The sequence below is a fragment of the Acaryochloris marina MBIC11017 genome, assembly GCF_000018105.1.
Classification (GTDB): Bacteria; Cyanobacteriota; Cyanobacteriia; order Thermosynechococcales; family Thermosynechococcaceae; genus Acaryochloris; species Acaryochloris marina.
In genome coordinates, this window is the sequence record NC_009925.1 from 2,165,372 (window position 1) to 2,188,219 (window position 22,848).

Sequence of the window (22,848 nt, forward strand, 5' to 3'; positions counted from 1 at the left end):
CTATGCAATCTGAACAGTCCCCTTACCTCAATAAAGTTGGCATTATCGGTGCAGGCCCCGCAGGACTCGCCACAGCCATCGCCCTCAGAAAGCAAGGCATAGAAGTCCATATCTATGAACGCGCCACAGCCTTGCGGCCCATCGGCGCAGGCGTCACCCTCTCCCCCAACGGCATCAGAAGCCTAGCCGCCATTGATACCGATATTGTTCAACAACTACAACAGCAAGGCTCCCAACTCAATCGCTTCCGCATCAGAACCGCTAAAGGATGGCCCCTCCTCAACCAACCCGTCAAAGATGACGATTACGATCAGCCCTTTCTAGCCATTCGCTGGTTTAGCCTCCAAGAAATAATGAGGGCCAAACTCCCCCCAGAAATTCTTCACCTCAATCATCAACTCACTCACTTTGAGCAAACCCATCAAAACGTCAATCTGTCCTTTGCCAACGGTGAAATGGCAACCGTTGATCTACTGATTGGCGCAGACGGCATTCGTTCCATCGTCCGCAAACAACTCTTTGACCTAGAAGACCCAGCTTATGGTGGTTGGATGACCTGGCGCGGCGTCCAAAAATATCAGCATCCCTTGCTTCCCCCTCACCACACCACGATTTTTGCCAAACGAGGCAAAAGTTTAATCCTCCTAGATAACGGCCAAGGCTATGTCTCATGGGCATTAGAGATACCCATGCCCACCATTCATCGATCCCAACATCCCGAAGCAGCAAAAACCCGAGTCCTACAGGAACTCTCCAAATGGCATCCTACCTTACAAGAACTGGTGAACCTCACAGATGCAGACACCATCGTTGAAAGACCCGTATGCGAGCCTATGATCTTGCCTCAATGGAGCAACGGCAGAGTCACCCTCGTCGGGGATGCCGCCCATCCAATGGCACCCTTCTTAGGCCAAGGCACTAACACCACCTTCGAAGACGTGTGGGCCTTATCCACCTATTTATCTCAACAGGGCAATCTAGCAAACGCTTTGAAAAACTACGAAAACAACCGTATTGAGCGCGCCCATACTATTCAATATCGGACAATGTACTCCGCTGCTCAAATGCGCAACCCTTTCCTACGACCTCGATGGTTCAAAACATCCTTAGGAAAAGTACCAGACCAGGCCAAAGTCAGCGAAAAGGCATTTTCAGATTGGCTCTACCAGTATGAGCTAACAACTGAATCAACTTAACTCGCCTCCGTCAGGCCAAGAAAAGACTGGAGTCCTATACGCATTTACACAAAAATAAAGCGCCCCCGGAGGAGCGCTTTATTCAAATTAGGTTCTCAGTTTAACCGAGGTTAAACCTTTAATTCAGAACTGAATCAGTTCAGGAATTAACCGTTGATGACAGGAGCAGTAAGAGCAACAGGAGCAGACTCACCAGCAGCCAAGTCTAAGGGGAAGTTATGAGCGTTACGCTCGTGCATAACTTCGAAACCCAAGTTGGCGCGGTTTAGTACGTCAGCCCATGTGTTCACAACGTTACCTTGTGAATCAACGATGGAGTGGTTGAAGTTGAAACCATTCAAGTTGAAGGCCATGGTGCTGATGCCCATTGCAGTCAACCAGATGCAGACAACGGGCCATGCACCCAAGAAGAAGTGCAAGGAACGGCTGTTGCTGAAAGATGCATATTGGAAGATCAAACGACCGAAGTAGCCGTGGGCTGCAACGATGTTGTAGGTCTCTTCCTCTTGGCCGAACTTGTAACCGTAGTTGGCGGACTCACCTTCGGTGGTCTCACGAACTAGAGTGGAGCTAACCAAGGAACCGTGCATGGCGGCGAATAAGGAACCACCCAGTACACCAGCAACTCCAAACATGTGGAAGGGGTGCATGAGGATGTTGTGCTCAGCTTGGAACACGAACATGAAGTTGAAGGTTCCGCTGATGCCTAGAGGCATTCCGTCGGAGAAGCTGCCCTGACCTAGAGGATAGATCAAGAAGACAGAGTAGGTAGCGGCCAAAGGTGCAGAGTAAGCAACACAAATCCAAGGACGCATCCCTAGACGGTAGCTGTACTCCCACTGACGACCGAGGTAGCAAATACAACCAATCATGTAATGGAAAATGATTAGCTGGTAAGGGCCACCGTTGTACAACCACTCATCAAGAGAAGCTGCTTCCCAGATGGGATACAGGTGAAGGCCAATGGCGTTGGATGAAGGAACAACGGCACCAGTGATGATGTTGTTGCCATAAAGTAGTGAACCAGCAACGGGCTCACGGATTCCATCGATGTCGACGGGAGGGGCGCCGATGAAGGCGATTACGAAACAGGTTACAGCGGTGAGAAGTGTAGGAATCATCAATACGCCGAACCAACCGATGTATAAACGGTTGTTGGTGCTGGTGATGAAGCTACAGAATCTTTCCCATGCGCTGGCGCTTTCGCGTCTTTGCAAGACTGTTGTCATGGTTATGATTGCTGAAGTATGAATTTGTATTAAACAGAAGCAGTTAGATAAATCTAAGTTAACTTCTGCACTTGATTGTAACTACCCTATTTAAAAATGTAAACTTTTTAAGTATTTCTTAGGATTGCAACACAATCGTAGCTATCCCGGTGGCCAGCTCAAGGAGCGCCCCCCTAACAGATGCAAGTGCAAATGCTCAACGGTTTGGCCACCGTCTTCACCGTTGTTGATCACCACACGAAACCCCTGCTCCAGCTTTTCTTGGACTGCAACTTGTTGAACCACTCTTAAAAGATGGCCCAGTAAAGTCTCATCCTGCTGTTCCGCTTCTGATAGACGAGGGATGGGCTTTTTAGGAATCACCAGAATGTGGATCGGGGCTTGAGGACTGACGTCTCGGAATGCGATCGCAAGCCCGTCTTCATACACGATATCTGCGGGAATTTCGCGACGGATAATTTTGCTAAAAATCGTTTCAGGCGCTTGACTCATAAAGAAACTAATCCAGTCAAATGAAAGGAATTTGAATTCATCCTACGGGAGGTCAGCCTAGGAATTCAAATCTTTAGTCCTAGAGAATAATCCAGCCAAAAATCAGCCCCAAGAGAAAGCCGGTAGAACCATATACAGATAGTCAGGTGCGAAGTAGTATGGTAAAGCGCTGCAAACGTTGCAATGTAAAGGCATGTAAACGTTTGAACGTGTTTAAAACTTTGCGTAACCGTCTCCCTAGAACTGGTAAGGAATAATGATGCATCCTCACTTGCAATCAGCTGTCGCTCAACGCCGGGCCATCAAAATCATCAGTGGCTTAAACAACTTCGATATCGCCCATGTCACTGCCGTGGTTAAAGCTGCTGAACAAGGTGGAGCCACTTTTGTCGATATTGCTGCTGATGCTGATCTAATCCGCACTGTTCGACAATCCATTCAGTTACCGATTTGCGTATCCGCCGTAGAGCCTGAAAAGTTTGTTGAGGCCGTCGCTGCTGGTGCAGATTTAATCGAAATTGGTAACTTTGATAGCTTTTACGCCCAAGGACGTCAGTTCAGCGCCAAGGACGTCTTAGAACTGACCCATCAAACCAGAGCATTATTGCCCACCATTCCTTTATCCGTTACCGTTCCCCATATTTTGGAGTTGGATCAACAGGTCCAGCTGGCTCAAGACTTAGTCAAAGCAGGAGCCACCCTGATCCAAACAGAAGGGGGCACCAGTAGTGATCCGAGCCATTCAGGCACGTTAGGATTGATGGAGAAAGCAGCCCCCACCTTAGCGGCTGCCTATGAGATTTCCCGATCCGTTGATATTCCCGTGCTCTGTGCTTCTGGTTTATCTAACGTCACAGCGCCTCTGGCCATTGCCGCAGGGGCCTCGGGAATTGGAGTTGGATCAGCCGTCAATCGACTCAATGATCCACTAGCAATGGTCGCAGCCGTCAGAAGCCTCGTAGAGTCCCTACCCCAATCCGTTCATCGGCCTGCGGTTGGATAGTTGGCCATACCACCTAATGGACCGTCAGCAACTGGCGGAAAAGGGGTGACTGCACAATCTCAGACAATAACTTAAATACCCTGCATCAGCAGGGTATTGGGCGTAGTTCATGGAGCAGAAATTATGAGAGCCGTACTCATGGCTGGTGGAGAAGGGACTCGGTTACGACCGCTAACCTGCGATCTACCCAAGCCGATGGTACCTATTCTCAATCGACCGATTGCCGAGCATATCGTTAATCTGCTCAAGCACCATCAGATCTACGAAATTATTGCAACGCTTTATTACCTCCCCGATGTCATGCGGGACTATTTCCGCGATGGCTCTGACTTTGGTGTTCAAATGACCTATGGCATCGAAGAAGAACAGGCATTGGGGACTGCAGGCTGTGTCAAGAATATTTCCGCCCTACTCACGGATACATTCTTGGTGATTAGCGGCGATTGCATTACGGATTTCGATTTAACAGCCGCCATTAAATTTCATCGGCAGAAAGGGTCTAAAGCTACCTTAGTATTAGCTCGCGTCCCTGATCCCATGGAATTTGGGGTCGTGATTACAGACCAATCCCATCAAATTTGTCGCTTTTTAGAAAAGCCCTCCACCAGCGAGGTCTTTTCTGACACGGTTAATACAGGTATCTATATCTTGGAGCCAGAGGTTTTAGATTACCTACCCAGCGATCAACAGACCGACTTTTCCAAAGATCTATTTCCCCTCCTCTTGGAGAAAGGGGAACCCATGTTTGGCTATGTCGCTGAGGGATATTGGTGTGATGTCGGTAGTTTAGACTCCTATCGAGAAGCCCAATACGATGCCCTGCAAGGGAACGTCAGAATTGAATTTGCCTACCAAGAAATGAATCCCGGACTCTGGATGGGGCAAAACGTCCATGTTGATCCAGAGGCCAAGCTCCATCCCCCCATCCTCATCGGCGATAACTGTCGGATTGGGCCACGGGCCAATATCGAAGCCGGTACCGTGATTGGGGATAACGTCACCATTGGCAATGATGCAGACCTGAAGCGACCAATTATCTGGAATGGAGTCCTGATTGGAGAAGAAGCCCATCTTCGGGCCTGTGGCATCGCCCGAGGGGCAAGAGTCGATCGTCGCGCCCATGTCTTAGAAGGCGCAGTGGTTGGAGCCCTGTCAACGGTGGGAGAAGAAGCCCAGGTTAGCCCAGGAGTACGCGTTTGGCCCAGTAAGCATATTGAACCCGGTGCCGCCCTCAATATCAATTTAATTTGGGGCAGTACTGCCCCCCGGAATCTCTTTGGCCAGAGAGGCGTCGCCGGCTTAGCCAACGTTGACATTACGCCAGAATTTGCCGTTAAACTCGGCGCAGCCTATGCCTCAACCCTAAAACCCGGATCTCAGGTTACGATTTCCCGTGACCAACGCAGTATTTCGCGGATGGTGTCTCGATCCTTAATCTCAGGCATTATGTCCGTGGGCATCGATGTTCAGAATTTAGAAGCCACTGCACTACCGATTGCTCGCTGTGTCCCTCGTAATGCCCTCGTGGTTGGTGGGGTTCATGTGCGGATTCACCCCGAGCGATCTGACTTTATCCTGATTGAATTTTTTGATGAGCAGGGCATTAATATTTCCAAGGCCAAGGAAAAGAAAATTGAAGGGGCCTACTTTAAAGAAGATTTTCGGCGAGCTCCCATTGGCGAAATTGGTGGCATTACCTATCCCGGCGTTTTATTAGATGATTACGCCCAGATTTTCGAAAAATGGCTGAATACCGCCGTGGTCCGAGAAGGGGACTTCAAAGTCGTTATCGACTATGTCTATGCTGTATCGGGTGCAGTCTTACCGCGATTGCTCAGTAAATTTGGCTGTGATGCCGTCGTTCTCAATGCGAGTTTGCGCACAAAAGGCCCCACCCCGGAACAACGGGAAGAGTTACTCACCCAACTCGGCCCTGTGGTGGAAGCCTTAAAGGCTAACTTTGGCGTCCAGGTAGCAGCCAATGGTGAGCAGCTTCTCCTGGTAGATGAAACCGGGAGCGCTATACGAGGAGAGCAGTTAACCGCCTTGATGGTAGAGATTATTTTAACTGCCAATCCTAGGGGCACCGTTGTCGTCCCCGTGCATACCTCCAGTGCCGTCGAGCAAATTGCCCGCCGTCACGATGCCAACGTCATTCGCACTAAGGTCAACCCCACCGCTTTAATGGAAACCTGCTGGACAAACCCCAATGTGGTGTTAGGCGGCAGTGCAGATACGGGATTTATCTTTCCCCAGCTGCATCCCGGATTTGATGCCATGTTTTCCATTGCCAAGCTGATTGAAATGCTAACCCTCCAGCAAAAATCCCTTGGGCAACTTAAGGCCAGTTTGCCCCGCATTTTTCATCGAACACAAACAGTACGATGCCCTTGGAATCGAAAAGGGGCACTGATGCGCTACTTAGTCGAGACCCATCCGGCTGAGACCTTAGAACTGATCGATGGCGTTAAGGTCAAAGACCCCGCATCCGATAATTGGACATTAATTCTCCCCGACGCCAGCGAACCATTAGTGCATATTTTTGCCAATGGGGGCGACCGCGAATGGGTGGACGCAACCTTACGGGAGTATCGTCAGCGCATTCAAGAATTTACAGAACGGGATCCGGATTTAGAAAACAATCTTGAGGAAAGCTGATCCCTTTCTGCATTCTTGGTAGACTGCCTGAGTCTGCAAGATGACGATCAAGGTCACAGCCCTGAGAACCCATTTGAGCTCAGCTTGCGACTCTGCTCGTAGAGGGCTGCAATCTCCCCCCGATAGAAGATTTGAAGGACTAAAAACATGAATACTTGTGTCTTAATGGCAGAGATTACCAAAGCCCCTCAACTGCGCTATACCCAGGATGGACAAACCGCCATCTCCGAAATGTGGGTGCAGTTTCCCGCCCTGCGGTCTGGCGATCCCATGTCTACTATCAAAGTAACGGGCTGGGGAAATTTAGCCCAACAAATTCAAGAACAATTTCAAGAAGGCGATCAGGTCATTATTGAAGGTCGCCTCGGCATGAATACCATCGACCGTCCCGAAGGCTTTAAAGAAAAGCAAGCTGAGTTAACGGCGTCACGAATTCACACCACTGATATGTCCATCAGCGCGAGTGCTGCCCCTGCGGCCGCACCCGCTCGTCCTGCCGCTCCAGCAGCGGCAACACCTGCAGCCATTCCTGCACCGCCGGCGCCAGCTCCAGCAGAAGCAGAACCCAATTACGATGACATTCCCTTCTAGTCGGCTTAATCCAAATTGATGTTAATGGTGCGCTGACCAATATCGTGGCGGTAATAGCAGCCCTCAAATTGAATGGACGGTATCGCCTGATAAACCGTTTTTAGCGCTTCTTCAAAGGTGCTCCCTTGTCCAGTCACCGCTAAGACCCTGCCGCCACTGGTGATAATGGCTTGGTCTTTAAGTTGGGTGCCAGCATGAAAGACGGTGACGTTCTGGGCTTCGGCTTTATCAAGATCGGCAATTGGGAAGCCCTTTTGGTAGCTACCGGGATACCCTCCTGAGGCCAACACGACACAGGCTGAGAAGCCTGACTGCCATTGGATATCAATTTCAGCCAGTTCTTGTTGGGTACAGGCCATCAAGAGCTGATCCAACGGGGTGGCTAGAAGACTTAATACTGCTTGGGTCTCGGGATCGCCAAATCGACAGTTAAATTCGATGACTTTGGGCTCACCGGTAGGAGTGATGATCAGCCCTGCATAGACCACACCGCGATAATCAATGCCTTTCTGCTGCAGTGCCGTTAGAGTAGGTTGAAGAATGTCTGTTTCTACACGCTGCATTAATTTAGGGGTAACCCAGGGAACCGGCGCATAGGCTCCCATACCGCCGGTATTTGGCCCCGTATCTCCTTCGCCAATGGGCTTATGGTCTTGAGCTGGAATCAACGGTTTAATGGTTTTGCCATCCGTCAAAGCTAAAACTGAAACTTCTTGCCCTGTTAGATATTCCTCAATTAAAACGGTCTGGCCCGCTTCGCCAAATTTACCGGAGAAGGCCTCATTCACAGCATTCAATGCTTCATCTAGGGTGAGAGCAACGGTCACTCCTTTGCCTGCAGCCAGACCATCTGCCTTAATCACAATTGGAGCACCTTCCGACTGAATATAAGCCTGAGCAGCATCTACATCGGTAAAGGTTTGGGCCTTAGCCGTAGGGATACCAGCCTCGGTCATGAGGGTTTTGGCCCAGGTTTTGCTGGCTTCGAGTTGGGCACCAGCTTGGGTAGGGCCAAATACAGGGATGTTAAACGGCTGCAGGGCATCCGTAATTCCCTCAGCCAGAGGTGCTTCTGGCCCCACAACTACTAAGGCGATGTCCTGGGATTGGGCAAATTGACCAATAGCAGCAAAGTCTTGCTCAGAAATATCAATATTTTGACAGTTGGTTAGGGTAGCAGTACCCCCGTTGCCAGGTAAACAATACACTTGCTGCACCGTTTGCGATCGCAACAAGGACCACGCCAATGCATGCTCGCGACCACCACTGCCAATCACTAAAATATTCACGGCTAACGTCTACCCAACAGAGAACATCCTATAGTCTGGGTGACGCTAGTAGCATTGGTCAACAGCCAGGTTAAAACTTGACTTTGAACAGGTGAAACAGCTCTTGACTCTCAGCTTTGATGACCTTACCCCCTGCCGTTTTAATCACACTTTTCCAGGTCTCGAGGGGCTCAGGAAACACTTCTGCCCCTAAGTAGGTTTCTAGGATGGACCAGTTATCGGCTAATTCGCTATCAGGATCAATGACATCAAAGACGACAACACTCCCAGTTTTAAGCACTCGCTTAATTTCGGTGAGTACCGTTTGCCAGTAGTCCTGGGGAAAATAGCAGCTAAAGCCAGTCGCAATTACCCCATCAAATTGGTTGTCTTCATACTTCAGATGATGCGCCGGGCCGCGCTCTACTCCCTTGAACAATTTGGAATTTAACTGCGGTCCCCGACTATTGACGGCTTCCTGGGCGACTTTACTCAGCTCTTGACCGTAGAAATAGGCTTCCCATTCAAACCAGGGATAGACCAAAAAGCTCAGCCCACAGCCAATATCCAGCCAATGCTGTTTTTTCTTAGGTTTTTGGAACTGCCAAAATTCAGAGGCAATTCTGGCTTGCAGACGCCCCGCATTCCAGTCTTGAAACACAGGCATTGCTTCTACTTCAGGCGGTAGCTCAAAGGCCGCCTGTTCATATTCACGGTTAAACCGTTGGGTCACCGCCTGGATCTGCTCATGCCACTGATCATCAGGATTGGCTAATTGAGGCAAACTCGTGTACAAATTCGTTTGCTGTTGTTTTTTAGCCATAGTGCGACTCGGAATGTAGGGCAAGCGTCTGATCGATAGAGAGATTAGCCTTTGAGAGCTTTAACGAAATTCTGGCGATAGGACTTATTCGCTAACATCACGGGCCAAAGCAGGGTGAGAACAAGACGGTTCGAGGTGAAATTCGTCTGTCTAAATCCAGCCCAAAAGCGCCAACCGCCCCCCGTATAGATGACGACTAACAGTAGCCAGACAAAAAAGGGCATAAACGATGTCCTCCTGATCGAACGTTTCGACGATGATAATGCCTCAATTTTAGTTCACAGATCCGGCAATTGTTTGTATCTGCACAGTTCTGTAATGCCACGTTGGTTTACCCTGGAGCCACTAATGGAAACGACTGATTGAGATTTCGTTCTGGTCCTATTCCTATCCCAGCAATTCAGGCGGTGTCGGCACCAGAATGTCATCATAGAAATGACCGTCGAAGGAATCAACCATGTCCCAGTCTGCTCATGAGCCAGATGCGGTATCTGTCGAGACTGAAGTCATTACGGATGACGACTATCAACAGTCCCTAGCACAGCAAAAGCATTTGGCCGAACAAGATCGAAAAGCAAGAGAACAAGCCCGACAGATTTTGCAGCGCTATGACCAGGGCTTTACACCGAATTTAATTCAAGATATTCGCTTGTCTGCCTTTGATTCGTTGACCGCCAGTCGAGCCATTATGCAGCTGTTACGGCTAAGTTTGGCAGAGGATGAGTACGGTGCCGTGGGGGAGTCTCGGATGACCTATACCAGGGGACGAAATGTTGCGATCGCACAGCAATGCGGCCAGATTCTCTACCAGCTGGGCGGGTTGAAATTAATGGAGCACGTCTTGACCCGTCTCATTCCACCGTTCGACCAAGATAATTTAAATCAGGCCTGGCAAGGGCTTGGGACCGGCGCCTCTCACTATTTTGACGCTAGACATCACCTGCCCTAGCATTGCGTCTCAGACATACTATTGCCCTGGCATAGAGAATCTAAAAACGATCAGAATACATCTAAGGAGCAGGAACTTCTGCTGCTTCATATAAAGGAGCTGGCTTTTCTCTAATCCGTTGGGCAATGGGTTGAACCCGCTTAACCACCTTGATCAAGTATTCATAATCAGGTGGCTGAGCATTCGAGATATAGCCGATGGATCGTTTCGTCCGAGGAGAGGCGGACTCCAACGCCTCTAGTAACTGTTCTTTCAACGCATCATCAACATCAGGACCAATCAAAACAGAGCCTGAAGGCACCAGATGGGAATCGCGATAGAGAATGCGGAATTGAGTCCCTTTAAACTCAGAGCGAAACCGCTCCAATTCTGCCAAAGAGAGTGCCCCTGCAACCACTTCGCCCCCATCAACCCACTTCAGTACTTCTTTGGGTGTAGCCCCGAACTTAATTTCTGCAAGCGTTAAACCATACAGATTGAATACCGGAAAGTAGTAACCAGCAGCCGATCCTTTTTGTCCTAATGCAACAACTTGATTCCCCAGATCTTTAATGGCCGTTGAGGGGTCGTCTTCTCGAACCACAATGACAGACTGCTCTTGATCCCCCCCCTCACGAGGTAACACGGGTACATACTGAGCCTGAGAAATAGCAATCGCAGCCAATCCAGGTGGCGCAAAGACTAGGTCCCAATTTTGCCTCTCAATTTGATCTATGGCTTGAATTTCGTTGAGAGCAGGTTCTAGCTCAATGAGGCTTTTTAATTCAGCTCCTAAATGCTCTTTCAAGTCAGCATATTGCTCTAACGAACGAGAACCTTCACCATAACTAACAACACCAATCACTAATTTCTTTAAGGGTTTATTCTCAGTGCCGTTACAGGCGACCAACAACCACAAAATAGGTACTAAGAAAACCCAGAAAAAACGGCGAGAATGCATCTTCAAGATCATAAAAAAACTTCATCTAACTTATCTATGCTTGATCTTGTCGCGGTTCGTCTAGCTAAGCTAAGCTTGGAATTAGCTATAAGCTAGCAAAATCAATTGTTTCAAAGTATCACAATGTCAAAAATCACATCAGATAATATCCCAGCATAGACCAAGTTCCGTAGAGACATCAATATTAAATTGAAAGCCGCAATAATTCTCTGCTTGAAAATAATCATTGTGACTTTACATGACTTAAAACTTTGGTAATAAACCACTCAAATTTGCAAAATAATACTTATCTAAACAATAGCTAAGGAATCCTGCCAATGTTCCAAAATCTAAAATTGGGCGTCAAGCTAAATCTCATTTTGCTTTCGGTTTTCTTAATTATTGTTTTGATTAATGGTTTACTTTTATCCAATGTTTTGCAAAAGAATGCGGAGCAAGAAGTCAAGGACAAAGCATTAGTCCTGATTGAGACCATGACGTCTGTTCGGGAATATACCAGTAAACAAGTGAACCAAGGAACCATCCAAAAGCTCTCCCCTGAACTAGAGATAGATGGTCAGTTCATCAAAACAAGCGTCCCTGGCTATTCGGCTCGAGAAGTCTTTACTAACCTGCAAAAACGGGATCAGTACAGTGATTTCTTCTATAAAGAAGCAACTTTAAACCCCACCTATATCCGCGACAAAGCCGATAGATTTGAGACGGAAATCGTTGAGAGATTCCGTAGTCAGCCGGATTTGCAAGAGCAGGTCGGTTTTCGCAAAATTTCAGCCGGAGACTTGTTTTATATTGCCCGACCGTTACAGATTAAAAGTGAGAGTTGTTTAGTCTGCCACAGTACCCCCGATCGAGCCCCTGCGAGCCAAATTAAAACCTATGGAGATACCGGCGGTTTTGGTTGGGAACTCAACGAGATTGTTGGTGCTCAAATGATTTCCGTGCCGGCCAGTAAGGTATTTGCAGAAGCTCGACGATTGCAACTGATCGTGATTGGCATTCTAGCCGCTGGATTTATCGTTGCGGCCGTTATTCTCAACCTATTCTTGAAATTCTCAATTATTACGCCCTTAACCAAAATGTCTAAGTGGTCAAGAGACGTCAGCACTGGGGCCTCGGATACTGACTTTGAGCATAAACCCAATGATGAAATTGGAGTGCTTGCAGCCTCCGTAAACCGCTTAAAGGTCAGCTTGGAAATGGCTATGAATATGCTGAAGCAGAACCCAGAAAATCCTTAAGTCATCCCATCAGGCATAGCAGGTGACTAACGGAGAGCTTGATTTGCAGCACTGTCAGTCAGCGGATCCTCACTGAACTTAGAAAAAGTCTTTCGCTTTCTGGACCGCAAGGGTGAGAGCAAAAATAGCAAAGATAAAGATGCCGAAGATCCCTAAATGTTGATTGACATTGACTTTGAACGTATTGCTGAATTGCTCATTAATGCCGTTGATTAAACCTTCAGCGGCACTAATGGCACCATTACGTTTTAAATTCCACTCCGTTAGGTCTTCTTGATACTTTTCAAGATCTTTGTTGAATTTATCAAAGGCATCTGGAGATTGAGCATCAGCCCCTGTGGGTTGTTTAGGCTGTTTGGGCTTCGGTTGATCGACAATCGGGTCATATTCTTGCTCGATGCCGGGAAACTCGCATTTTTTAAAAACGCTCTCTCCCATGCAATCACAGCTTTTTTTCCGATCCGCTCCGATTTCATCGTATTCTTTGACCTTGCCGGAGGTCACATCTTGCCAGCAAGGATCCTCTGCTACATCAATACCGGCTTCCGACAGCGTGGAGAGGGCTTCAAACGGCCACTTCGTCAGGGATAACTGGTTGAGCACCTTTCCTGGCGGGCCAAACGTCTCAATAGGTAAAACGCCACCCCCAAAGATAATTTGAGGAATCAGAAAAACCAACACTAAAATAGGAGCCACACTCTGATTAGGAGCCGCTGCCGATCCTAAAAGTCCCAGCAGCATCCCCGCAATCACCGACAGGGTAATGGTTAGATACATCCCCAGGAGAATGCCAGGTTCACTCGGTAAGTCCTTGACCGCAATGATTTTAAACAGCAAGAAAACACCGCCCTGGTAGAGAGCTAGCAAAACACTCACCCATACCTTGGAAAAGACATAGGGGGCAATCTGTAAGCCAATAATTCTTTCTCGACGATAAATATCGACTTCTTTGACGATTTCGCGCATCGTCGGTAGCGCACCCACCATCACAGCAAACAGAATAGTGGTGAACAGCATCGTTAACGCCAAACTGGCATCACCATCTTTCGTACTGAATAGGGGCTGGCTCCAGGTCACCAGATCTAGCATTCCTAAGATCGGTGCGACAGCCAGCATCAGCAAAAGGCTAACGCGATCGCGCATTAGAATCGCAATATTCCGCTTCGATAGAATGAGGAATTGCTTCCAACTCGAAATAGTTTTGACCTGAGCGCCTGGCAATTGCTGCTTCAGGCGTTTCGCCCCTCGTTGAGTTCCTGATGCCCCTAAGGATTGTTGGCGTTGCGCCACATATTTTTGATATAAGGGCGATTGCTGATAACGCTGTTGCCATTCCTGCGGGGATAATTCATGTTCAACCTTGCTGTAAATTTGGTTGAACTTTTCTACGCCAAAGTAGCCAGGCGCTTCTTTCGGCGGACCATAGTAGGCTAAATACCCCCCTCGGGCCATAAACACCACCTGATCACACATCGTCACATTGTCGGTAGCATGGGTGATCAGCAAAATGGTGCGGCCTTGATCCGCTAACTCCCGCAACAGCTGCATCAGTTCAGCTTCGGTGCCAGGATCGAGGCCCGACGTGGCTTCATCTAAATAAAATAGGCTGGGCTTGGTCAGGAGTTCTACCCCAATGGACACCCGCTTAATTTGGCCGCCACTGAGGGACTTAATGGGGACAGAGCGCCGATGTTCCAGTCCTAAGTCTTTCAGGACTTCGCTCACCCGCATTTTTCGTTCTGCCCGGGTTGTATCATTGGGCATGCGCAATTGAGCCGCGAAGTCCAACGCTTGTTCAACGGTTAATTCCATATGGACAATGTCCCGCTGGGGAACATAGCCAATTTGATTGCGATAGGCATTGAAATTACGGTATAAATCCGTGCCGTTGACCAAAACATTGCCACTCGTCGCCGGCCGGAACCCGTTTAAAGCATCCAGTAAGGTTGATTTCCCTCCACCACTGACCCCGGCAATCACCACAAATTCCCGGGCCTGAATTGATAAGGAGATATCTTGCAGCAGGTTGAGGTCCTTATTGATTTGCTTATTTAGACCAATGGCATCAATCCGCAGATTTCCCTCTTCATTGCTATGGAGTAGGGTCTCATTCAGATTAAAGACCAGATTGGTTGGACCCACGCGAATCGAATCCCCGACTCGGAGAGGGTGATGGCCAACAATTTGCTTGCCATTTAGGAAGGTGCCATTGGTGGAGTTGAGGTCGAGAACAATATAAGATCCGTCTTGCTTTTTGATTTGAGCATGGAAGCGGGAGACCGACGGATGGTTAATCTCCATGTCATTGAGCGGATCGCGACCTAAGGTGAAGGTATCACGCCCTTTTAAGTCTAAATGCCGAGATTGCGTGGGAGGAGATCCCACGCCAGCTTCAGGCACACCTGAAATCGTCGTTTTCTGGGCTGAGACAGGGACAGGAGCCTGGGCAGGAATCGGAGCAGGTGCTGCGATCGCAAGAATGATTTCATAGTTACCAATCCGAACTTGATCACCCGGCACCAGGGATCGAGGGGTATGAGGCGCTAGCTGAATACCATTAACGTAGGTACCATCAGAGCTATTAAGATCCGTGACGACATAAGCATTGCCAGAATATTTAAATTGGGCATGATGCCTAGAGACTGACAAATCATCACTTAAAACGAGCTGATTATCTGGGGAGCGACCTAAATTGACTTCAGTTTGCGTCAGCGGAAATTCTCTAACGAGAGCTTGGTCTTTGCGGATATCAAGTTTGGCAGCAGGATTAGGCATTGTCAGAGTCGAGACAGCATAAATGAAATGGGCTGGCAATGGGTCGATTGTGGGCGAGGGGGCTGGGACTACGCGTCAGGTTCCCTTTCGATCACATTCGAACATTGATCAATATTAATCCCATTAAAGTTCGAATCCTTCAAGATGGATTTATTCCGCAACACTCAGGAGCGTAATCGTTGCCGAAATTCGGTCGCTTGCTCTGCAACTGGAATTTGCTGCGATAGCAATTTGACTAGCTCTTGTTCAGTCACACCAGGATACTGGGTCAGGGTGCGCTGATAAACAATCGCTGAGATAGGGCCAATAAACTCTGCCAAAACATTCTGGCACTTTTGTCCAAATTCTGGCCGAATAACCGGTTGTGAGCTCGGAACAATGGGTACTGTTGCTGACTCTGGAGCAGATGATACTGGACCTGTGGAAGAAGGCGTAGGAGGTGGCTCGATCGGCTGGCTTGTCGGCTGAGCAAAGGAAGCAGGGCCAGCTGGCTGACTCGTAGACTGCCCACTAGCAGGAATACTAGAGCCAGATGAATTAGGCTGAACAGAATTGACCGCCTGAGTGGGTTCCATCCCCATCGTTGAGTTTAAAACGGAAGCAGGGATCGATTGGCCACTACTTTCCAACACAACAAGCTGCTGCAGGACAACCTCAGCATTTGCGGGACGCTGACTCGCCACTGGCGCCATTAACCAATCTAAAAGATTGGCAAATCGTGGAGAGATATTAATAGCGGTTGAGCGCCACTCAAACTTATCCGTACTCCCATCGTAAAACTGACTGAGTTCTTTACCCGTCACCAAATAGACAAAGGTTCGACCTAGCGCAAAAAAGTCAGACTGGGGAACCGCCTGCCCATGAATTTGCTCGCGGGGGGTATAAAAGGAGGAGACCACCCGGGTTCCTCCTTGTTGGGTATTGGTCACATTCGTCACGGATCGAGCTGTACCAAAGTCAACCAAACAGATGTTGCCATTGGCTTTCAGCATAATATTAGAGGGCTTAATGTCCCGATGCAGCACCTGCTGCTGATGGACAACCTGGAGAATTTTTAGGACTTGTTTCAGCCATTGGACCGCCAGTTTTTCATCAATGGGATGTCCCCGTTGTCGTAAATAATCTTGTAAGTCCAACCCCACGATTTTTTCCATGACCAGACAATGGAGGGGCTCTTTCCAATTGCGAGGATAAAACGTGAAGTAAGAGTTGGGCTCAACTTTAGGAATGCCAGGATGATTGAGTTGGCTCAGCAAATTAGCCTCACGCTGAAACAACTCGACATGCTTGGGATAATTGTCAGTCAGTATTTTGAGGATCTTAGGGCTACTCTCTAAATCACTCACTTCATAGGTTTTGCCAAATCCGCCTTGACCTCGTAGACTAATGACTCGATAACGTCCTTCTAGCAACAGTTCTGAACCACAACTCGCACAGAACAGATGGTCATCTGAGCTTTGTGGATCGGCACAACTAGGATTGATGCAGAGACTCATGCGAGGGTAATTAACCGAATGGGAGTAAAACAGCAGCGGTCAGACTGAAGGATTTCAGTCATGATTTGCGACGGTGTCAGGATAGTATTTTGCCCAGTCGTAGGCAGCAGGACTTTAGGGTGAGGCCCATGCTATGTAGGTTCAGTGCCTTCATCTATAGAGGTATAACATCAAGGTAAACCCCTGAGGAATCACGTTTAGAAGACAGGTTGCCTCATCAACGATTTCTTTACCCCCTATAGAAATATCAACAGATTTCAAGATCTTTATGCAAGGTCAAGAAAACATATTTGAAGGTTACCCACATTCACAACATTTATTTGCGGCGAATGGGGTCGGAACAAAAATGTGACACCGCAACTTTCTAGTTTTAGTGTATGGGGCCAAGGACGCCACGAAAATGATCTCCGTCATCCCTACATCTTTCTTATGATCAATAGTGGCTTGTGATCTAGCGCAAGATTATATCGTGTCAGGATTCTACGGATATCTTATAGGTCTTGAGTTTGGAACCAGCGCCTTTCGGTCACGCAACGCCCTGATCAAAAACACTGTAAAGTGCCTATGCAGAGAAAACTAGCTTTCTAGGATATTTTGTAAGCGAATAGTTGTAGTTTCTTATCCTTGCTTCAAACAATCTAGATCAGACATATAAGTCGCGATTTCACCTTGGCCAATGAAATTATGTTTATGCTGGAGAAATCAGACAGATCTCTAAATCTTCTGATTCAATCCTCACAACACCATAAAGCAATGAGCTAAAACAATTCCCGCTCTGACAAAAAAGACATATGTTAGGCTTCTGTCTTAAAACTTAATACCCAATTCTGTCTGATCACCAAGGTAACGCACTGGAGAGAAACGGTGTCGTTTAGCTCAGCATGATCCTAAAGACAGCGATTAAAATATATCTCTGGACGATTATTTCAACGATATACTTGCATTCTGACCCTCATATTCAAATGAATGGTTCTGTTGCCTTTCTCCCAATTATCAGTGGCTAGTACAGTCAGGCCCTTATTAGGAGATGTTCGCCTGGATCTAATGATCTTGGTGATTTTGCTATTTTTATCTGCTTTCTTTGCCGGATCTGAAACTGCCATCACGGCCCTCGACAACCTGAAGCTCAGGGCTCTAATGAAAGCAGAAGGGGATCCTGATGGGCTCTACCGACTGGTGCTAGAGAAACGGGCTCGCTTTATCACAACCCTGCTGGTGGGCAACAATTTGGTCAACAACTTTGCGGCCATTTTAACCAGCAATTTATTTGTGATTTGGTTTGGAGGGGCAGGGGTTGGATTGGCAACAGCTGTGGTCACATTCTTGCTGTTACTGTTCGGTGAAATCACCCCCAAATCCTTAGCTGTCAATAACGCCATGCCCATTTTTCAATGGGTGGTGCGCCCTATCTACTGGTTGTCGGTTTTGTTACTACCGATCATTCGTCTGTTTGAATCTATCGTGCAGGTGGTGATTCGTTTTTTCCAAAGTGGTTTGAAACAACAAAATGAATCCCTGCAAGATTTGCAGCTGTTGATTGAAGTGCTTGGGGGGCGAGGGCAGCTTGATTTACAGAAACGCCAACTCCTCAACAAAGCGTTGATGCTGGATAGCTTGACGGTGCGCCAAGTCGTCAAACCCCGGGTAGAAATGCAGACCGTGGACCATGAAGCCACCATGCAAGACGTGATTGATATTTGCTTAGAGAGCGGATATTCACGGATTCCGGTTCAAGAAGAATCCAAAGACTCCATTGTAGGAGTGATCCACTTAAAAAGCGCCGTTCAGCACCTTAAAACCCAGGGTAATGAAGTCGTGACGGCAGCGATGGATCCACCTGTTTATATTCCCGAAACCAAGCGGGTTGCCGATCTCATGAAAGAGATGTTACATCAACGTCTTCATTTAGCCATTGCGGTCGATGAGTATGGCGGTACGGTGGGTTTAGTGACCTTAGAAGATTTGCTAGAGGAGTTGGTGGGCGAAATCTATGATGAAAGTGATTCCCCTAGCTCTACAAAGCCGCGACGATATCTAGGATTAGGATTATTGTCCCGACCCGGATCCACCTCTTCTTAGTCGGTGGACCGTAGACGGGATTGAGCAATTTGCCAACTGAGAAAAATGACCGGCAATAGCCCCACCAACACGATGGCTAAAGCAGGGGCTGCCGCTTCCACTAACCGTTCATCCGACGCATAACGGTAGACACGCACGGCTAAGGTATCAAAATTGGGGGGTTGGATCACGATGGTTGCGGGAAGTTCTTTCATGACATCCACAAACACCAACATCAAAGCCGTGAGTAGGCTCCCCCCCATCATAGGAGCATGCACCTTGGCTAGGGTACTGCGGGCCGAATGGCCCAAGCTATGGGCCGCATCATCAAAGCTGGGTTTAATTTTGGCTAGACCTGACTCTACTGAACCAAGGGAGACTGCTAAAAATCGGACCAAATAGGCAAAGATTAACGCCGTAATCGTGCCCTGAAGCAAGGAACCGGGCAGGTTAAACCAATTTTGTAGCAAGGGTGCGATCGCACCTTCTACCTGAGCCAGGGGAATCAGAATGCCCACCGCAATTACAGACCCCGGAATGGCATATCCCATGGCGGCGATCCGGACCCCAAATCGCATCACCGGGGTACCACTCAATCGCAACCCATAGACTAGAAATAAGGACAGTATCACCGCCAGCCCCGCCGTGAGGGTCGCGAGCAGCAAACTATTCAGGGCCAAGGGTAAAAACTGCTGATCTAGCGTCTCGGCCATATTCTGCAGGGTCATCTGCACCAGTAAAGCACCGGGAATCAGCAACCCCAACACGATGGGTAAACAGCAGCTCAACCAGGCCAACAGCCCTCGTACCCCCTCCAACTTATAAGTCGATAACCGCTGAAACGGGCTACTGGTTTGATAGTAGCGAGCCTGTCGGCGGGACCATCGCTCCAATAAAATGAGGCTGAGGATAAACATCATTAAAACGGCAGCCAGCTGCGTTGCCGCCAGTCGCTCACCATTGCCAAACCACGTTCGATAAATACCCGTCGTAAAAGTGGGCACCCCAAAGTACTGAACCGTCCCAAAGTCGTTCAGGGTCTCCATTAAGGCCAAGGCTAAGCCTGCCGTAATCGCAGGGCGGGCCAGGGGCAGTGCCACTTTCACAAAGCTTTGCCAAGGATTACACCCTAAGGACCGACTGGCTTCTTGGGTACAGACAGACTGCTCTAAAAACGTAACCCGCGACAATAGGTAAACATAGGGGTAGAGCACAAAACTCATCATGGCGATCGCCCCCCACAACGATCGAACATTCGGAAACCAATAATCCGTAGCGCTTTCCCATCCAAACACCCCCCGCAGGAACGTCTGCACAGGGCCAAAATAATCGAGCACATCCGTATAGGTATAAGCCAACAAATAGGCAGGAGCGGCCAGGGGCAGCAAGAGGGCCCATTCAAACACCCGGCTCCCTACAAAGTCACACATGGTCACCAACCATGCCGTTCCGACCCCAATTACTAGAACACCTACACTCACCCCCAACATCAGCAACAGGGAATTGATGACATAGGTGGGCAGCACCGTGGTGGCTAGATGTTCCCAGGTCTCGCTTTGGTTCGTAAAAATACTGCTTAAAACCACCAAAATTGGGGTAGCTATCAATACCGCAACCCCCATCACCCCGATCGTCCAAATATTCCAGTGGAGAGAGGGGTGACTCAATATTTGGCGAGAAAGTTTGGAAACAGACTTAGGAACGGTATTCAAAATGAGTCCATAGGATAATATGCGTCTAACGTCCAGTATTGCACTCTGTCATCCCCCATTTAGGAGCCTTCTAGCCTATCGATCCGAGGAGATTTCAAAGAACCGTTAGAATCAGAGGGAGATCAGATTAATTCAGGGCCACATCTATGACGTCCCCCCAGGCAGTTGAATTTTTGGATGAGTTTGAAGTGATTGTCGTCGGGGCAGGCCATGCCGGGTGTGAAGCTGCGTTAGCCTCTGCTCGCATGGGCTGCAGTACCCTATTGCTCACCCTCAATCTCGACAAAATTGCTTGGCAACCCTGCAATCCTGCGGTGGGAGCCCCCGCCAAATCTCAGCTCACCCATGAAGTCGATGCCCTGGGCGGCGAAATTGGCAAAATGGCGGATCGCACCTATTTGCAAAAGCGTCTGCTCAACCATTCCCGGGGTCCTGCCGTTTGGGCCTTACGGGCTCAGACCGACAAACGCGAATATGCGGCAGTGATGAAAACCATCGTCGAGAACCAGGGCAATCTGACCGTGCGGGAAGGTATGGTCACGGATTTAGTCCTGGGAGACAATGATGAGGTCGTTGGAGTCCAGACCTATTTTGGCGTCGCCTTTCGCTGCCAGGCCGTTATTCTGACCACAGGCACCTTTTTAGGGGGACGCATTTGGGTGGGAGATAAATCCATGCCCGCTGGACGAGCCGGAGAGTTTGCGGCGGAGGGGCTGACCGAAACCCTCAATCAATTGGGGTTTGAAACGGGACGATTGAAAACTGGGACACCTGCTCGGGTCGACAAGCGGTCTGCGGACTTTAGTGTGATGGAACCTCAGCCCCCGGATCAGCAGGTGCGTTGGTTTAGTTTTGATCCTGCAGTTTGGATTGAGCGGGAGCAGATGAACTGTTATATCACCCGCACTACCCCGGAAACCCACCAGTTGATTCAGGACAATTTACATCTATCCCCCGTCTATGGCGGCTGGGTCGATGCCAAAGGCCCGCGCTACTGTCCCAGTATTGAAGACAAAATCGTGCGGTTTGCCGATAAGGCTAGCCATCAGATTTTTATTGAGCCAGAAGGCCGCGATATCCCTGAACTCTATATTCAGGGATTCTCCACGGGTCTACCCGAGGCATTGCAGTTACGGATGTTGAGATCGCTGCCCGGTCTCGAACACTGTGCCATGCTCCGCCCAGCCTACGCCGTGGAATATGATTATCTACCTGCAACCCAGTGTTATCCCACCTTAATGACCAAACGGATCGAGGGTCTCTTCTGTGCGGGACAAATTAATGGCACCACCGGCTATGAAGAAGCGGCGGCTCAGGGGATTGTTGCCGGTATCAATGCTGCCCGCAGGGTGAACCAGCAGGAAATGCTCATTTTCCCCCGAGCGGAAAGCTATATTGGTACGCTCATCGACGACCTGTGCACAAAAGACCTACGAGAGCCCTATCGGATGTTGACCGGCCGATCTGAATATCGATTGCTGTTGCGATCGGACAATGCCGATCAGCGATTGACCCCCTTGGGGCGAGAAGTCGGTCTGATTGATGATCGACGCTGGCACTTATTTACCCGTAAGCAGGCCACCATCACCGCTGAGAAAGAACGACTTCATGCCACCCGGCTAAAAGAGCGAGATCCCGCCGCCCAAGCGATTGTCCAAACAACAGGTGAAAAAATTAAAGGGTCGATCACCTTATCTGATCTGCTGCGTCGGCCCAAGTTCCATTACTGCGACCTTCAGCAACACGGCTTAGGCATCGAGACCCTGGAGCGCTCTGAACGGGAAAGCGTTGAAATTGAAATTAAGTATGCAGGGTATATCCAGCGCCAACAGCGCCAGATTGAGCAGGTTAGTCGGCAAGAACAGCGCAAACTACCTGAAAACATAGATTATGCCAGCATTGAGACGTTATCCATGGAAGCCCGGGAGAAATTGGCAAAAGTGCGGCCCCTAACGGTAGGACAGGCATCTCGCATTGGTGGTGTCAACCCTTCAGATATCAATGCTTTGCTGTTTTATCTCGAAACATTAGCTCGCTTGTCCCCAGTCAGCTAAAAGCCTGTGATACGATGTTAAAGTCTTGTTGGCTTTGGTCAACGACGGGATGTAGCGCAGTTTGGTAGCGCGCCTGCTTTGGGAGCAGGATGTCGCAGGTTCGAATCCTGTCATCCCGATTTAATCTTAAGAGCTAACGCAAAAAAGTCACTGAGAGTGAGGGTGATCACCGCAACTCTGAACTATCATGACTTTACTAGTTAATGTGATGAAAAAAGCCGATCTAGGCTGTCATCCGACCTATCGCCTGAGCACAAATTCTTTAGGAGTCTACATTGCCACAAGCATCAGCAATATAGATTAATCTATGCTGTCAGTTAACGCTTCTGGGTATCCATAGATCTTCCCAAAACTGAGTCTGGTTAC

At 48.7% G+C, this 22,848-nt stretch carries 17 protein-coding genes and 1 tRNA gene; 9 read left to right on the forward strand and 9 right to left on the reverse strand.

What is annotated here, in order from left to right; all coding sequences use genetic code 11:
• Positions 1 to 2 precede the first annotated feature (2 nt).
• Positions 3 to 1,196 carry an FAD-dependent oxidoreductase gene (locus AM1_RS09715; protein WP_012162658.1) on the forward strand — a complete coding sequence of 398 codons (1,194 nt, stop codon included), beginning with the start codon at positions 3 to 5 and terminating at the stop codon, positions 1,194 to 1,196.
• Between the two features lie 146 nt (positions 1,197 to 1,342).
• Here AM1_RS09715 and psbA read toward each other — a convergent pair whose 3' ends face one another.
• Together psbA and AM1_RS09725 are read right to left on the reverse strand one after the other, a co-directional pair.
• Complete coding sequence (gene psbA / locus AM1_RS09720) at positions 1,343 to 2,425, reverse strand: photosystem II q(b) protein (protein ID WP_010482631.1); 1,083 nt, start codon at positions 2,423 to 2,425, stop codon at positions 1,343 to 1,345.
• Positions 2,426 to 2,566: 141 nt separating this feature from the next.
• Positions 2,567 to 2,917 (reverse strand): histidine triad nucleotide-binding protein, encoded by a 351-nt coding sequence (locus AM1_RS09725; protein WP_012162659.1) that lies wholly within the window; start codon positions 2,915 to 2,917, stop codon positions 2,567 to 2,569.
• Positions 2,918 to 3,176: 259 nt separating this feature from the next.
• On the opposite strand from AM1_RS09725, the gene AM1_RS09730 reads away from it, so the two are divergent.
• The 3 genes from AM1_RS09730 to AM1_RS09740 all read left to right on the forward strand — a co-directional run bounded on the left by AM1_RS09730 (position 3,177) and on the right by AM1_RS09740 (position 7,169).
• On the forward strand, positions 3,177 to 3,920 hold the full coding sequence (locus AM1_RS09730) for a DUF561 domain-containing protein (RefSeq protein WP_012162661.1): 744 nt from the start codon (positions 3,177 to 3,179) through the stop codon (positions 3,918 to 3,920).
• A 123-nt stretch (positions 3,921 to 4,043) separates the two neighbouring features.
• Complete coding sequence (locus tag AM1_RS09735) at positions 4,044 to 6,578, forward strand: mannose-1-phosphate guanyltransferase (protein ID WP_012162662.1); 2,535 nt, start codon at positions 4,044 to 4,046, stop codon at positions 6,576 to 6,578.
• 147 nt (positions 6,579 to 6,725) lie between these two features.
• Complete coding sequence (locus AM1_RS09740; protein WP_012162663.1) at positions 6,726 to 7,169, forward strand: single-stranded DNA-binding protein; 444 nt, start codon at positions 6,726 to 6,728, stop codon at positions 7,167 to 7,169.
• A gap of 5 nt (positions 7,170 to 7,174) precedes the next feature.
• Here AM1_RS09740 and purD read toward each other — a convergent pair whose 3' ends face one another.
• The 3 genes from purD to AM1_RS09755 form a co-directional block, all read right to left on the reverse strand.
• Complete coding sequence (purD, locus tag AM1_RS09745; protein ID WP_012162664.1) at positions 7,175 to 8,458, reverse strand: phosphoribosylamine--glycine ligase; 1,284 nt, start codon at positions 8,456 to 8,458, stop codon at positions 7,175 to 7,177.
• A gap of 70 nt (positions 8,459 to 8,528) precedes the next feature.
• Positions 8,529 to 9,260 (reverse strand): class I SAM-dependent methyltransferase, encoded by a 732-nt coding sequence (locus tag AM1_RS09750; RefSeq protein ID WP_012162665.1) that lies wholly within the window; start codon positions 9,258 to 9,260, stop codon positions 8,529 to 8,531.
• Positions 9,261 to 9,304: 44 nt separating this feature from the next.
• Positions 9,305 to 9,484, reverse strand: a complete 180-nt coding sequence (locus AM1_RS09755; protein WP_010471979.1) for a hypothetical protein — start codon at positions 9,482 to 9,484, stop codon at positions 9,305 to 9,307.
• Positions 9,485 to 9,717: 233 nt separating this feature from the next.
• Here AM1_RS09755 and AM1_RS09760 point away from each other — a divergent pair, with 233 nt between their 5' ends.
• A complete protein-coding gene (locus AM1_RS09760) occupies positions 9,718 to 10,209 on the forward strand; it encodes a hypothetical protein (protein WP_012162666.1) in 492 nt (163 codons plus the stop codon).
• 61 nt (positions 10,210 to 10,270) lie between these two features.
• Here AM1_RS09760 and AM1_RS09765 read toward each other — a convergent pair whose 3' ends face one another.
• Positions 10,271 to 11,149 (reverse strand): phosphate/phosphite/phosphonate ABC transporter substrate-binding protein, encoded by an 879-nt coding sequence (locus AM1_RS09765; protein ID WP_238549214.1) that lies wholly within the window; start codon positions 11,147 to 11,149, stop codon positions 10,271 to 10,273.
• A gap of 317 nt (positions 11,150 to 11,466) precedes the next feature.
• On the opposite strand from AM1_RS09765, the gene AM1_RS09770 reads away from it, so the two are divergent.
• Complete coding sequence (locus AM1_RS09770) at positions 11,467 to 12,387, forward strand: c-type heme family protein (RefSeq protein ID WP_010471973.1); 921 nt, start codon at positions 11,467 to 11,469, stop codon at positions 12,385 to 12,387.
• A 78-nt stretch (positions 12,388 to 12,465) separates the two neighbouring features.
• Here the strand turns inward: AM1_RS09770 and AM1_RS09775 are convergent, their stop codons facing one another.
• The gene (locus AM1_RS09775; RefSeq protein WP_012162668.1) at positions 12,466 to 15,162 is read right to left on the reverse strand and encodes an FHA domain-containing protein; all 2,697 of its coding nucleotides are present in this window, start codon (positions 15,160 to 15,162) and stop codon (positions 12,466 to 12,468) included.
• A 164-nt stretch (positions 15,163 to 15,326) separates the two neighbouring features.
• Positions 15,327 to 16,658, reverse strand: a complete 1,332-nt coding sequence (locus AM1_RS09780; RefSeq protein ID WP_012162669.1) for a serine/threonine-protein kinase — start codon at positions 16,656 to 16,658, stop codon at positions 15,327 to 15,329.
• A gap of 966 nt (positions 16,659 to 17,624) precedes the next feature.
• Between AM1_RS09780 and AM1_RS09785 the strand changes: the two genes are divergently transcribed.
• Positions 17,625 to 18,737 (forward strand): hemolysin family protein, encoded by a 1,113-nt coding sequence (locus AM1_RS09785; RefSeq protein ID WP_049783718.1) that lies wholly within the window; start codon positions 17,625 to 17,627, stop codon positions 18,735 to 18,737.
• Here AM1_RS09785 and AM1_RS09790 read toward each other — a convergent pair.
• The gene (locus tag AM1_RS09790; protein ID WP_238549276.1) at positions 18,734 to 20,338 is read right to left on the reverse strand and encodes an ABC transporter permease; all 1,605 of its coding nucleotides are present in this window, start codon (positions 20,336 to 20,338) and stop codon (positions 18,734 to 18,736) included. The genes AM1_RS09785 and AM1_RS09790 overlap by 4 nt on opposite strands.
• 236 nt (positions 20,339 to 20,574) lie before the next feature.
• On the opposite strand from AM1_RS09790, the gene mnmG reads away from it, so the two are divergent.
• Both mnmG and AM1_RS09800 read left to right on the forward strand, forming a co-directional pair.
• Positions 20,575 to 22,482, forward strand: a complete 1,908-nt coding sequence (gene mnmG, locus AM1_RS09795) for a tRNA uridine-5-carboxymethylaminomethyl(34) synthesis enzyme MnmG (RefSeq protein ID WP_012162672.1) — start codon at positions 20,575 to 20,577, stop codon at positions 22,480 to 22,482.
• 45 nt (positions 22,483 to 22,527) lie between these two features.
• Positions 22,528 to 22,601 (forward strand) — tRNA-Pro (locus AM1_RS09800).
• Positions 22,602 to 22,848: the final 247 nt, after the last annotated feature.

What these genes read in the sequence shown, in the direction of transcription:
- AM1_RS09715 (WP_012162658.1), top strand. Translation starts at nt 3, where the DNA reads ATGCAATCTGAACAGTCCCCTTACCTCAATAAAGTTGGCATTATCGGT.
- psbA (WP_010482631.1), bottom strand. Translation starts at nt 2,425, where the DNA reads ATGACAACAGTCTTGCAAAGACGCGAAAGCGCCAGCGCATGGGAAAGA.
- AM1_RS09725 (WP_012162659.1), bottom strand. Translation starts at nt 2,917, where the DNA reads ATGAGTCAAGCGCCTGAAACGATTTTTAGCAAAATTATCCGTCGCGAA.
- AM1_RS09730 (WP_012162661.1), top strand. Translation starts at nt 3,177, where the DNA reads ATGCATCCTCACTTGCAATCAGCTGTCGCTCAACGCCGGGCCATCAAA.
- AM1_RS09735 (WP_012162662.1), top strand. Translation starts at nt 4,044, where the DNA reads ATGAGAGCCGTACTCATGGCTGGTGGAGAAGGGACTCGGTTACGACCG.
- AM1_RS09740 (WP_012162663.1), top strand. Translation starts at nt 6,726, where the DNA reads ATGAATACTTGTGTCTTAATGGCAGAGATTACCAAAGCCCCTCAACTG.
- AM1_RS09750 (WP_012162665.1), bottom strand. Translation starts at nt 9,260, where the DNA reads ATGGCTAAAAAACAACAGCAAACGAATTTGTACACGAGTTTGCCTCAA.
- AM1_RS09755 (WP_010471979.1), bottom strand. Translation starts at nt 9,484, where the DNA reads ATGCCCTTTTTTGTCTGGCTACTGTTAGTCGTCATCTATACGGGGGGC.
- AM1_RS09760 (WP_012162666.1), top strand. Translation starts at nt 9,718, where the DNA reads ATGTCCCAGTCTGCTCATGAGCCAGATGCGGTATCTGTCGAGACTGAA.
- AM1_RS09765 (WP_238549214.1), bottom strand. Translation starts at nt 11,149, where the DNA reads ATGCATTCTCGCCGTTTTTTCTGGGTTTTCTTAGTACCTATTTTGTGG.
- AM1_RS09770 (WP_010471973.1), top strand. Translation starts at nt 11,467, where the DNA reads ATGTTCCAAAATCTAAAATTGGGCGTCAAGCTAAATCTCATTTTGCTT.
- AM1_RS09775 (WP_012162668.1), bottom strand. Translation starts at nt 15,162, where the DNA reads ATGCCTAATCCTGCTGCCAAACTTGATATCCGCAAAGACCAAGCTCTC.
- AM1_RS09780 (WP_012162669.1), bottom strand. Translation starts at nt 16,658, where the DNA reads ATGAGTCTCTGCATCAATCCTAGTTGTGCCGATCCACAAAGCTCAGAT.
- AM1_RS09785 (WP_049783718.1), top strand. Translation starts at nt 17,625, where the DNA reads ATGGTTCTGTTGCCTTTCTCCCAATTATCAGTGGCTAGTACAGTCAGG.
- AM1_RS09790 (WP_238549276.1), bottom strand. Translation starts at nt 20,338, where the DNA reads ATGGGGGTTGCGGTATTGATAGCTACCCCAATTTTGGTGGTTTTAAGC.
- mnmG (WP_012162672.1), top strand. Translation starts at nt 20,575, where the DNA reads ATGACGTCCCCCCAGGCAGTTGAATTTTTGGATGAGTTTGAAGTGATT.